General features: G+C 39.2%; 13 protein-coding genes. 3 read left to right on the top strand and 10 right to left on the bottom strand.

Annotated elements, in window-relative coordinates:
- Positions 1-72: 72 nt before the first annotated feature.
- Positions 73-936, top strand: coding sequence for an EamA family transporter (locus MKL38_RS11895; protein WP_017390970.1), 864 nt, complete (start codon positions 73-75; stop codon positions 934-936).
- A 7-nt stretch (positions 937-943) separates the two neighbouring features.
- Here the strand turns inward: MKL38_RS11895 and MKL38_RS11890 are convergent, their stop codons facing one another.
- The 3 genes from MKL38_RS11890 to truB all read right to left on the bottom strand — a co-directional run bounded on the left by MKL38_RS11890 (position 944) and on the right by truB (position 3,302).
- A complete protein-coding gene (locus MKL38_RS11890) occupies positions 944-1,387 on the bottom strand; it encodes a hemerythrin domain-containing protein (RefSeq protein ID WP_003653765.1) in 444 nt (147 codons plus the stop codon).
- 213 nt (positions 1,388-1,600) lie between these two features.
- Positions 1,601-2,377 carry a sulfite exporter TauE/SafE family protein gene (locus MKL38_RS11885; protein ID WP_270903358.1) on the bottom strand — a complete coding sequence of 259 codons (777 nt, stop codon included), beginning with the start codon at positions 2,375-2,377 and terminating at the stop codon, positions 1,601-1,603.
- 19 nt (positions 2,378-2,396) lie between these two features.
- Entirely contained in the window at positions 2,397-3,302 is a 906-nt protein-coding gene (truB, locus tag MKL38_RS11880; RefSeq protein WP_004639671.1) for a tRNA pseudouridine(55) synthase TruB, read from the bottom strand.
- 153 nt (positions 3,303-3,455) lie between these two features.
- Between truB and MKL38_RS11875 the strand changes: the two genes are divergently transcribed.
- Entirely contained in the window at positions 3,456-4,487 is a 1,032-nt protein-coding gene (locus MKL38_RS11875; protein WP_270903357.1) for a lipase secretion chaperone, read from the top strand.
- Between the two features lie 115 nt (positions 4,488-4,602).
- Positions 4,603-5,544 carry a lipase family alpha/beta hydrolase gene (locus MKL38_RS11870; RefSeq protein ID WP_209831886.1) on the top strand — a complete coding sequence of 314 codons (942 nt, stop codon included), beginning with the start codon at positions 4,603-4,605 and terminating at the stop codon, positions 5,542-5,544.
- Positions 5,545-5,597: 53 nt separating this feature from the next.
- On the opposite strand, the gene rplS is transcribed toward MKL38_RS11870, so the two are convergent.
- The 7 genes from rplS to MKL38_RS11835 all read right to left on the bottom strand — a co-directional run bounded on the left by rplS (position 5,598) and on the right by MKL38_RS11835 (position 12,572).
- Positions 5,598-5,966, bottom strand: a complete 369-nt coding sequence (rplS, locus tag MKL38_RS11865; protein WP_209831819.1) for a 50S ribosomal protein L19 — start codon at positions 5,964-5,966, stop codon at positions 5,598-5,600.
- 219 nt (positions 5,967-6,185) lie between these two features.
- Positions 6,186-6,941, bottom strand: a complete 756-nt coding sequence (gene trmD / locus MKL38_RS11860; RefSeq protein WP_005038328.1) for a tRNA (guanosine(37)-N1)-methyltransferase TrmD — start codon at positions 6,939-6,941, stop codon at positions 6,186-6,188.
- Positions 6,942-6,983: 42 nt separating this feature from the next.
- Positions 6,984-7,532, bottom strand: coding sequence for a ribosome maturation factor RimM (gene rimM / locus MKL38_RS11855; protein ID WP_009392005.1), 549 nt, complete (start codon positions 7,530-7,532; stop codon positions 6,984-6,986).
- A gap of 21 nt (positions 7,533-7,553) precedes the next feature.
- Positions 7,554-7,805 (bottom strand): 30S ribosomal protein S16, encoded by a 252-nt coding sequence (gene rpsP, locus MKL38_RS11850; RefSeq protein ID WP_000260334.1) that lies wholly within the window; start codon positions 7,803-7,805, stop codon positions 7,554-7,556.
- A gap of 147 nt (positions 7,806-7,952) precedes the next feature.
- Complete coding sequence (locus tag MKL38_RS11845; protein ID WP_270903356.1) at positions 7,953-8,417, bottom strand: type IV pilin protein; 465 nt, start codon at positions 8,415-8,417, stop codon at positions 7,953-7,955.
- A complete protein-coding gene (locus MKL38_RS11840; protein ID WP_270903355.1) occupies positions 8,411-8,887 on the bottom strand; it encodes a type IV pilin protein in 477 nt (158 codons plus the stop codon). The genes MKL38_RS11845 and MKL38_RS11840 overlap by 7 nt, the downstream gene beginning before the upstream one ends.
- Positions 8,888-8,900: 13 nt before the next feature.
- Positions 8,901-12,572, bottom strand: a complete 3,672-nt coding sequence (locus tag MKL38_RS11835) for a PilC/PilY family type IV pilus protein (RefSeq protein ID WP_270903354.1) — start codon at positions 12,570-12,572, stop codon at positions 8,901-8,903.
- Positions 12,573-12,586 lie beyond the last annotated feature (14 nt).

Here is a 12,586-nt window from a genome sequence, read left to right as displayed (position 1 = left end):
GGAACATGGTATTCGCTATAATTGAACATTGTTATTTTAAATAATATTAGATGAGGCCCTCGGGTATTTTCCATGCAGAATATTCCTATTATTGCTGTGCTCTATATGATTCTGTCGATGGTCTCATATCAAATCAGTGCTTCATTTGCTAAGCAGCTCATTGCAATATTAGACCCTCTGACCGTTACAATTTTAAGGCTGAGCTTTGCATCGGTTATTGTCGCTATCATGTTCCGTTCGTGGAAAATCTGGTCGCGTTTACCCTATTTAAAATGGCGTGATTTATTGATGTACTGTGCGTCTTTAGGTCTCATGAATATTTTATTTTATACGTCGCTTGGAAAATTACCTCAAGGCATTGCAGTTGGCTTAGAATTTATTGGACCATTAGGTCTTGCTCTACTTTCTATTAAACAAAAGAGTGACTACATTTGGGTCGCACTTGCCATGTTAGGTATTGCACTGATGGTACCTTGGCAAGATCCAACGCAACACCACTTTTCCTATGTAGGTGCTGCATGTGCGCTAGGTGCTGGATTTTGCTGGGCCTTCTATATTTATTTTGGTCAGAAAGTTGTGACCCAGAATATCGGTATGCATGCTTTGACTATCGGAATTGGATTATCTGCACTGACCTTATTACCCATTGGTATCTGGCATAATGCTCCCGCATTACTTGAGACGCAGTACTGGGGTAAAGCATTACTTATTGCTATTTTAGCGACCGCTATTCCATACGCTCTTGATTTGATGGCACTCAAACAACTTAATAAATTAACTTACGGTACCCTCACGAGTTTAGCCCCAGCATTGGCAGCATTAACGGGTTTCTTATTACTTCACGAAGAAATCAGTATGCTGCAATGGGTGGCTTTAGCTTGTGTAATGCTAGCGTCGATTGGGGTTACTTTAAGAAGTACTAAAAAAGTAGCGTAGTTAAATACTATTGCTGCTTTTTATACTTTTTATATTCCTTTAAATATTTATTACCAAGCGTTTCTTTTTCACTGTCTTTAAGAATTTTTCCCGCCTGTTGAAAAAATTTATGCTCTTCTTCTTTTAAATGATGATGGACTTTTTCACTCAACTGTTTGGCGGTTGCTAACCAGCTTGGGCTACTCATATCTGTTTTTTCGAGCTGTTCGACCAACTCATCCATTTCATGGTGCTCAGATAAAGCATGTCTCGTAATATCTAAACCAACATCATCAAACATTAAAGGGATATATAAATAACGGTCTTCGGCAACAGAATGAGCATAAAGTTCGTTTTTTAATGCATCAAATAATTCTTTTCTTTCTTCGGTTAAACCATGTGTCTGAACTAATTGTTCAGAAAGGTTTCGTTGATTTTCATGGCTTTCTCTTAATGCTTCGAAAATATTCATTCTCTTCCTCATTTTTTAGCTAAAAAATCTTTTTTATTTCAAGGTTTATCATACGTTGAAATTTATAATGTTTAAGTAGCTTAAAATGAGACTATTTTTTACACAGTTTTCTTTCTAGTAAACTTCTGTAATTATTTTTATATTTATGATTTTAAATGCCGACACAAAAAGTATGAACTTCTTCTCCTGATCAGTTCATACTTTTCGAAATATTTAGCCTGTTACAAACAGTTGATAGCCCAAACGACAAATTAAAACACTGACTAAAATTAAAAAGATAATACGGACAAAACCACTACCGTATTTAAGTGCGGTACGCACCCCAATAATAGAACCCAATACATTCGCTACTGCCATCATTAAGCCAATATGCAAAATCGCGTGACCTGTCGGAATGAGGAAACTCAAGGCAGCTAAGTTCGTCATAAAGTTACCGATTTTTGACAAAGCTGAAGCATGCAAGAAATCAACTTGTAAAAAACGGATAAAGAAGAAAATAAAGAAACTACCTGTACCCGGGCCAAAAATACCGTCATAAAAACCAATCGCTAAACTACCTATAGCGGCTAAAATCAACATTTTATTGGTAATTTTTTGCTCAGTGTGAACCTGTCCGAAGTTCTTTTTAACTAGCGTATAAACGGCAATCACAATCAACATCACGAACACGAAAGGACGTAATACCGATTGAGGAATAAGCGATAGACAAGCTGCTCCAGCAAAAGAGCTAATCAGAGCACAAATGGCAATAACTGCTAAAAGCTTCCATTGCAATTTTACTTTTTTAGCAAATGTATAAGCTGCCGATGCCGTACCAAAAATGGATGAGACTTTATTGGTACCAATCACCGTAGCAGTCGACATGTTAGGAAAAGTGCTCATGATCCCGGGAATCTGGATGAGTCCACCGCCTCCCACAGCAGCATCAATTGCTCCCGCAGTAAACGCAAAAAAGATCAAACTCAGGATAACATCCCATTCCATACCCATGCTCTATACTCTACATCTACTACAAATTTAAGATACGTTTAGGTACCAACCGTTTTTTATCGGTAATCTCGGCTAAACCTAGACAGCGCTCTTCCGAAAAAACTAAAACTTCTGCTTCTGCAGAATGCTCAATATTGCTTTCTAAACCGTTGCAAAAATATTTTTCACGCCCTTCTGGAACCTGAATTTTTAAGAAATGGTCAACTGGAGCATAAACTGGAAGTAACAAAGCTTCTCTTTGCTCTTCTGTCAGACTTTCCAGATATTCAATGGTATAACTCGGAATAAGCTCAAAATGTCCTGTTTGAGTCCGGTTCAGCATCGTTAAATGCCCACCACAACCAAGTGCTTCGCCAATATCTTCACCTAATACACGAATGTATGTTCCTTTAGAACAAGTTACATCCAGAGTGATACTATTTTCGGTAAATTCAATGAGCTCCAAGGCATAAATCGTGATTGGACGTGCTTCACGCTCAATCTCGATACCTTTTCTAGCAAGCTCATATAACGGTCTGCCTTCTTTTTTCAAAGCAGAGTACATTGGCGGAACTTGTTGAATATCACCTCTAAATTTTTCTAGGGTTTGTTCAATAAGCTCTCGGTTCAGAACAGGAACAGGGCGTTCTTGTAGAATCTCCCCTTCCACATCACCTGTCGTTGTGGTTTGCCCCAACCGAACAGTGGTTTGGTAGCGCTTTGTTGAGTCCAGCAAATAATGTGAGAACTTGGTAGCCTCTCCTAAACAAATAGGAAGCAACCCTGTCGCCAAAGGATCTAAAGCTCCTGTATGACCTGCTTTTTGGGCGCGATATAACCAACGCACTTTTTGCAAAGCCGCATTTGAACTGAGCCCTAATGGTTTATTTAATAGAAATACACCACTGATATGGCGACGAGAAATTTTTTGATTTTTTGTCGTCATTTTTACTGGAACACAAAGCTAGAAAAAAGTGCCGACATGTTAGCAAATTCGGCAAGATATTTTCACAATATTTAGGTGCCTTTTCACTTATTTTATGGCACATTAATAATCGAGTAAAAAAACAACAATTTAAAACTTAAGGAAGATATCTTTATGCAAGGGATGCAGAAGAAGGTATTGTGGTGTGTGCTCGGATTTTTTATTTTGGGCCTCATTGCATGTGTATATTGGTTAAGTCCTGACTCAAAAAACACATCAGCTCAGATGAGTGAAAGTAAAGCTCAAAACTTAGCATCATCTCTTCATACAGATCATTCATCGCTAAACGAAGATGCGTACCATAGTAAAAGTCAGCAAGACACAGAAGTTAACTGCCAATTAAAAATTGATAGTTCCCAACATTTGGTCGTGAATAGTCAAACCCGTGACTGCTTTGAATATTTTATTACCCAATATGGGGAAAATGATTTAGAACAAATCAAAATTCACTTTGGGAAATTTATTCAAGGACAATATCTAGAGCCAGCTCGCTCACAGATTATGGATTTATGGACGCGTTATTTAAAATATCGTGAACAGCTTGCTCAAATCCAAGCACCTTCAGCAAAACAACAAGATAAAAATTATTTTCAAAAGATTTTTAACTCGATCCAAGATATAAGAAAACGCTTTTTTTCGGCCTCTGAAATTGAAGGGCTTTTTTCGAGCGAAGATATCTATCAGAACTACACACTAGATCGAATGCAGATACTTGAGGACTCTTCTTTAAGCGAAATTGAAAAAGCACGAAAGCTTAAAGAGCGTTTTGAAGAACTTCCAGAAGACTGGCAACACAACCTACAAGAACTCTCCAAACTTGATGATTTACATACACTGACCAAACAAATTAAAGCACGCAATGGTTCAGCAGAAGAACTTCGGCAAATGCGTACAACACTTGTTGGAGCTGAAGCGACTCAAAGATTAGAAACTTTAGATACACAGCGTAATGCTTGGCAACAAAGGGTCACCAGTTACCTCGATAGTCGAGATGAAATTATTAAAAGTAACATGAGCGATAGCGCCAAAAACCAAGCGATTCAGCAGTTACGTCAACAACAATTCAATTCATCACAAGAACAACTAAGACTTCGAACTTTTGAAACGGTCCATGATCAGGGAGGTGAACTGCCATTTAATTACTAAGCCTTTCCTTTTTGGGAACTGGCTAACATTCACTAGCAGTAAGAAGCTGCTTTTCATACAAAATAAAAATAGTGAGTAAAAAATGAAAAGGAAGTTAATGTTTTTCTGCGCTGCAATGCTCTCAGGACTGAGTATTTCAGCGGCCCATGCAACAAATGCTGAACAAGTTAAAAGCTCGTTCGTATATTCATCTTACGCACAAACAAAATATCCAATGGTTTTTAACCATGGTATGGCAGGCTTTAGCCGAGTTGGAACAGATACGCTTGGTCTCGATTATTGGTACCAAATTCTTCCTGATCTTGCTCGTAATGGAGGAAATGTCTGGGCAACAAGAGTCTCACCATTTAACTCAACAGAAGTGCGTGGAGAACAACTTGCACAGCAAGTTGAAGAAATTATTGCCATTACTGGTAAGCCCAAGGTCAATTTAATCGGTCATAGCCACGGGGGCCCAACAATTCGCTATGTGGCTGGTATCATGCCAGAAAAAGTAGCATCACTCACTACGATTGGCGCACCTCATAAGGGATCACCAATGGCAGATGTCATCCTGAATGTCGAGGGTACTCCTCTTGCAGGCGTGGCAACCTTAGTAAACTGGTTTTCAGCAGCAATTACTTGGGCAGGAGGTCTAGATCCGACAAGCTATCCGCACGACTCTTTAGCAGGTGCTCATAGTTTATCAACTAAAGGTTCAGCTCAGTTTAATGTTCAATTTCCTATGGGTATGCCAACTACTTCTTGTGGTGAGGGGGCATATCAAGACAAAGGCATTTATATGTATTCTTTCTCAGGAAATAAAGCTTTAACAAATCCATTAGATCCATTTGATATTGCCCTTACAGGCAGTAGTCTAGTAGTCGATCCGTTTGGTGATAATGATGGGCTTGTTTCACGATGCAGCGCCAAATTTGGTAAAACCATTCGTGATGATTACAACTGGAATCATTTAGATGAGGTGAACCAAGTGCTTGGGATACGCTCTATTTTTGCTTCAGATCCTGTCTCGGTTTACCGTCAACATGCAAACCGATTAAAACTTCAAGGACTATAATTTTTAAACAAAAAAAATGCGCCAAAAGGCGCATTTTTTTACTCGGTATAAGCTTACGCTTTACGAGCTGGTAATTTTTCACGAATACGTGCAGCTTTACCAGACAACTCACGGAGGTAGTAAAGTTTAGCACGACGAACGTCACCACGACGTTTCACTTCGATTTTAGCAACGATTGGAGAGTGAGTTTGGAATACACGCTCAACACCAACACCGCTAGAAATTTTACGAACTGTAAATGCAGAGTTTAAACCACGGTTTTTCTTCGCGATTACAACACCTTCAAATGCTTGAAGACGCTCACGCTCACCTTCTTTTACTTTAACTTGGACAATAACAGTGTCACCAGGAGCAAAAGCAGGAATATCAGTTTTTAACTGTGCATTTTCAATAATTTGAACTAAAGGATGTTTACCACTCATTGTGGGAATCTCCAATATGTGCGGAGTCAGAAGAGGTCTGAGGTTCCGCTGGGGATAGAGGCTAAAACGCATATCAACCCGTTTATCTTTCCCTTTATGACAATATGTCTATAAAGAGCCTTAGAATATACATAAAACTATTCATTAAATAGAATCATGCTTTAACTCGAAGCATTGCTTCTCGTATTTTTGCAGAACTTTCGTTCCTGAGAATAGCGGTTAAGAATTACCACCACTCCCTTGCGCATCTTTTAGCCATTTTTTCTGCTGCTTATTCAACTCTACTTTTTCAGCCAACTCTGGTCGACGTTCTAAAGTTCGTTGATACCGCTGCAAAAAGCGCCATTTTTCGATATTGCCATGATGTCCAGATTTTAAAACTTCTGGCACATCCAGCCCCTCAAAATGGTCTGGCTTTGTATATTGTGGACAATCTAAAAGACCATCAACAAAAGAATCTTGTACTGCTGACTGTTCATCTGACATTACATTCGGCAAACGGCGAATAATACTGTCAAGTAACACCATAGCGGGCAGTTCACCACCAGATAAAACATAATCACCAATTGACCATTCCTGATCAACATATTGCTGGATCAAACGTTCATCCACTCCTTCATAACGTCCACACAGTACAATTAAGCCGTCGTAATCAACAAACTGCTGTACTGCCTGTTCATTTAAGGTTTTGCCTTGTGGAGACATATACACTACAGGAACATGAACATGTCCTGCTTGTGAGGCAAGCTGTTTAGCATGGTTAATTGCTTTCGCCAAAGGCTCAGCCATCATCACCATCCCAGGGCCACCACCAAATGGACGTTCATCCACTCTTCTATAGTTTCCCTCAGCAAAATCACGAGGATTAATACAAGTGACTTGTACAATATCCCGTTTTGCCGCACGTCCGCTGATGCCGTAGGCTGTAATCGCTTCAAACATTTCAGGAAAAAGCGTAATGACTGCAAAAAACATCACAGACTCCTCTATTTTCCTGCTGTATTAATCCTAAAAGGATTAATAATCTACGCCCCAATTGACGTAAATACGACCAGCTTCAAGATCAACACGTTGTACTACATCTTTATGCCAAGGAATCATGCGTTCTTCTGAATCAATACTGTCTGGGGTAGCATGTACCACCATCACATCATTAGCTCCAGTTTCAAACAACTCATGAATTTTACCTAAGTTTACTTCCTGTTCTTCATCATCCAGACCAAACACTGTTAAGCCTTTTAAATCTGACCAGTAGTACTCATCTACATCTGCTTTTGGCAGTTGAGACTTAGCAATCCAGATATTAGCGCCAACCAAGTTTTCTGCTCCAGTGCGATCACTCACACCCTTCAAAGCAACAACTAGGCCTTTGCCATGTGGTTTCCAACGTTTTACATCTATTGTTTGCCAACCGGCCTTGGTCTCAATGTACCAAGGCAGGTAGTCAAACATATTGCTCATGGGTTCTGTATTTGAATACACCCAGAGCCACCCATTCAATCCATAAGCTGAACGTAACTGTCCAATCTGAATACGATCTTCGGGAACATTCTGTGTTGATGTCATGGGTTACCTACTACAAAAAAATTATGCAGTAGCTTTTTTAGCTTGAGCAGCTAAAGAAGCAACACGTTCAGAAGGTTGAGCACCTTGAGAAACCCAGTGAGCAAAACGGTCTGCATCTAAACGAAGTTTTTCTGCTTGACCTTGTGCAGTCGGGTTAAAGAAACCGATACGCTCGATGAAACGACCATCACGTGCATTGCGACTATCAGTCACAACGATTTGATAGAATGGACGTTTTTTTGCGCCGCCACGTGCTAAACGAATAACAACCATGATAAAAGCCTTATAATTCTTACGGATTATCCCTGCGCCGACCATCGGCAGCACTTCAAACCCCTTTCATAGAGGGCAACATTCTACGTGATTTTCACCATGAAAGAAAGATTAAATTTTGAGTTATCCGCAGTTTTGAATTTAAAATTATTTACCATCCCAATTCGAAGTTGTAGAAGGAACACAAGCCGTACCACTGTTAATATCGGTTCCCTTTGTCCAGCAACGCTCACCACGATAATTTAAAACGATATCCCCATCGCCAGTCTGTGAAGTATTTACAATTGGTGTCGCAGTCAATACCCATGTTTCCGCATTTAAAGCTCCTGCGGTCACTGGAGTCAAATTTACCGTATAAAGAGGTGTGCCTTGTATTGGATAAGATGTTGCAATATTTAAATCAGAACTTGTTGCTCCTATCACTTTAAAATTTGCGATCTTGTAACGTTGAATTTGCATTGCAATCTGCTGCAAAGTAGCTTGCATTTCTACACGTTTGGTACGACGAATATGTTCCTGATAAGATGGATAAGCTATCGCTGCTAAAATCGTAATAATTGCCACAGTAATCATTAACTCAATTAAGGTAAAACCTTTTATTTTATTTACCATGGCTCAGCTCCAGTACCGCAAGTTATATAAGTAACATTGCTAGTGGCTTTATTCTTACAACGTAATCCGCTACTACTAAATAAAAAAGTAAAATTATTAGGGTCGGAAGCCTCTGCACGAATAACCCAGTTTTGCCCTAAAACCGAAGTATCCGTTAAGGTTTTCGTTGTATCGTCACCATCTCGTACCGTTATTTTATATTTAATAGCGCTACCAGTTGCTCCAACAGGTAAAATTACTGGTGCTGTAGCCCCTGTAGAGAAACCTTTATAATTAAAATTTCTAGATTTATGACGATTGAGTTGCACTGCGACTTGTTGCATTTGCTGTTGTGCACGTGAAGCATCAGCTCTCAGAACATAGGCTTGGTATGAAGGTATTGCAACTGCTGCAAAAATAGCAACTATCACTACCACAACCATTAGCTCAATAAGAGTGAAGCCCAAAGAATACGTGAATTTACGTTTCATCACCCATTCCTTCCTAACGGACATACCAGCGCTGTGGTATCAAACACATTTTACTACTATTCGAGGCAATAATACCGCCGATAGTGGTGACACCGCGATTCCCCATATTTACACAATAGTTTTTATTATTGGTACTTTCGCCACCACCATCACCACCACCATCACCACCACCATCACCACCATCATCTACCACCGCAGTATCTTGAATACCAGCACCTTGTGAACAATCCGACCCTGGCGCGCACTGCATCCTATCATTATCTTCAGTCAGTTGAGATTTACTACATTGTCCAAATGGCATACAGAACTGAGTTAAAAAGCTTTCTCCTTTTACTCCTGCTCCACAATCTCCAGACATACCTGCTTTTCCACCATCAAAAGTAGAAACAAACATACGGCGATTTAATACGATTGGTGTTGAAAAAACTTTAGCATCTTGAATATTGGCTGACTTAAATCGATAGAACCATCCACGGGTAGCAGAAAGTAAAGCGACTGCACCATCATCATAAGTATTCCAGTTTGAATTAGTAATTTCCCCCAATTGATTAGTATTTGTGATAGGAGTCTGATATACGAAATCGGCTTTATATAAATTTCTATCTGCTACATCTTTATCGTAAATATTATATACCGCATCATAATTATAACCTTGGCCCGATGCATACTGAGCTAAGGGTTTACTACGATTACCACTACCAATAGAAACAACAGCAAACGTTGTGCCATTATAGTCATAAACTGAAAATGCAGGCATTTCATAAAAACGTGGACTAGCCGCACCATTATTTAAATTCAATAACAATTTTGGTGGCTTGGCAAAGCTTGCATTTGTTGCCACAGTATTATCTAAATCGATACGGAATAGTTGTCCACCTAGATCACCAAAATAAAGATGATCAATCAAACCATCGCCATTTCGGTCTTCAGTACGAATCTCGCTCACTACGCTATATTTTAAATTATCGGATTGAGTATAAGCTTCAGCACCTTGAGCTGTAGTCGCTTTAGCACTAGCCCACCAAAGCAGCTTACCGTTATCAGCGTCAAACATGTATACACCTGCACCCTTGCTAATGCTAGGGTTATAGGTATCACTCTCATAGCCTTCATCATAACCACCGCCAACAAACATTACTCGTTTACGTTCAGTAGTTTTACCATCACTTTTCTTCCAATTTACCCAACCAATACTAGGTTTAGACCAACTTTGACCCATATTATCTAGTGCAGCATAAGTGTTACTTGAACCGTTATAATAGGTTTTTTGTTCATCAGGGGATATTTGGAACAGTAACTTTGGATTACTCATATCTTGCAAATTGAGTGCATAATAACTACGCCCACCCATTCGCAAACCGCCATATACGATCTGCTTACCTTCTTGAGAACCGTAACCTTTACCGACAGTTAATCCTTTTCGACTACTATCTAATACATACTGAGTATAACTAGCCCAAGGTCCATCAATACCATAATATAATTGATCGACTCCTCCATTCATGGCATCGTTTTTCAAAAATGCTTCGGGTTGTTTTTCGATCATCTCATTTGGAACAAAGGTGAATACCTCTTTTCCGCCACTACTATCCACAGAAGTACTATCATTTTTGCCAGCCTTGACTATATGTAAAAGCCCTTGTGTTGTGCCAAATAAGACATAGTCTTCACGATTTTGAGTATCAATTGCGCCATTTGTATATGTAATTTGACCACTATTGGTAATTAATAGGGGTGAGGAATGCATTAACGCACCAATCTGTCTTAAAGCTGTGGACGATGTGGCATTAAGAACTAAATCATCAGGATCCTTTGCTTGAGTCACAGTCATTGGATACCCAAGCAACGCCATTAAATAACCACGTTTTCCATCAGTTTGGTAAGTCGTATCTGTTAAATCGGACTTTTTAATTTGTCTTAGAGTTGTTGTCGTTGAACCATCTGCACTTCTATTCGTCAACAGATTACGATTTTCTTGTGTTGTTTGATTCATTGTTAGGAGTAACTGTGACCATGCACCTCCTTTTAAGGTGTAACTATTACTTCCAGGTGTATTAGAGTCAGAATTATCATTCGTACTGTCATTATCGATATATGCCCAAAAATCACGATTTGGAAGAATTTGTCCTTTTGTAGCAGTTGCTGTACTAATTAAAGTATTATTATCACGGTCTTTTAAAATCCCATTAACCACTGCATATTTTTTGAGATTACCCGCCCAAAGTTGATAGTTTTTATCTGGGGTAGGTTGGAACTGAGGAAAATAAGCTTGCTTTTGTAATACAGCAGGGTTAAGACTATCTTTAGGAATCGTAGGTGAGCCCGTAGTTACAGCTGGAATCTCAGACCCTAAATCTCCAAGGAATGCATTTACACTGCTTACAACATCTTGAGAGCTTGAACCAGAATACCAACCACCACTTGCATTGACACCCCATTTCGCAGCTTCTTTTTGATTTGCTGATGCATTAGAGTTATTAATATTTGCCAAGTTTTCTTCTAAAGAAAGCGATCTATTAAAAGATGGAATAATATTAAAATTACTTCCAAAGCCAACAACAGCAGTCTTAATCTTTAATCCAACAGGATTACTGCCATTATTTAGTAAAAATTGTGAAAACTGCTGAATACAATTCCAACCTGTATCACTATCTGTACAAGCAAATGTTTTGCCGCTTAAAGCTTTCGTCATTAATCCTGATGCTGAAGAGTTTCCATTTGGATCACCATCAGTTAAAACATAAATACCTTGACCACTACACTGTGTAGTAGCTCCTGTCATTTGTTTAATAATACTATCGGGACGTACATAATTTGTACCACTGGTCGCACCTGCACCAGCATAGTCAAAACCACTATTACTTAACCCTTGAGTGGTCGTACCCATTAAGGAGGCCGCAGCCTCTGCATAAGCGTTAGCTGTAGGCGTACCACCTCTAGCGCCAAGTTTTGCAATTTCTTCTATTAATATTCTTCTTTGGGTTTTACCATTTACCACTGCATCCAAACGTCGAGCAAGAATACGGACTTGGCCTCTTAAATTGTCTGCTGAGGTCGGCTCACCAGCACTATTAAATTGTGTTGGACGAGAGAAGGTTGTGAGACCAATTAATTTATCATCCGAAACAGGTAAAATTCCTTTACTAGCATTTCCGTTAAGCAAATCAATCATGCCATCTTTTACACGAGTAATACGGTCAGGATATTGAGTATCTGGGCCAGCCTTATAGTAATAAGTATTATAGTTTGAAGACATTGAGGTCAAGCCACTGGTAGAAGGCTGACTCTTTAACTTAGTTATACAATCACTTTTTGAACTTGAATTACCACAGCTATACCAAGATGTCCCAGACTTCATATAATAATAAGTTGGAGCAGTTGCAGTGCAATAATAGCGCTTATATTCTGCAACACCATTACTAGACAACACGCTATTGTAACCTGTTTGTACAACATTACTTGGAATATCACATGCACCAGCATCACTTTGAAGCTGTGGATACCCCATAGAACCCGAAATATCTAATACAAACATTAAAGTAATATCACCAGCTTTTGCTTTTTGATAAATATCAATATCACTGGCCTGACTTACGCTACTTGCTACCAATCCTGTGCATAAAGCGGTTACCGCACTTGTTAGAATCTTTGGATGATATGAGAACTTTAAGCCTTTCTTATCCATTATTATTTTCCCCC

The sequence above is a fragment of the Acinetobacter sp. AOR14_HL genome, from assembly GCF_027855175.1.
In the GTDB taxonomy this organism is placed as follows: domain Bacteria; phylum Pseudomonadota; class Gammaproteobacteria; order Pseudomonadales; family Moraxellaceae; genus Acinetobacter; species Acinetobacter calcoaceticus.
This window is presented reverse-complemented; position numbering and strand designations above follow the sequence as displayed.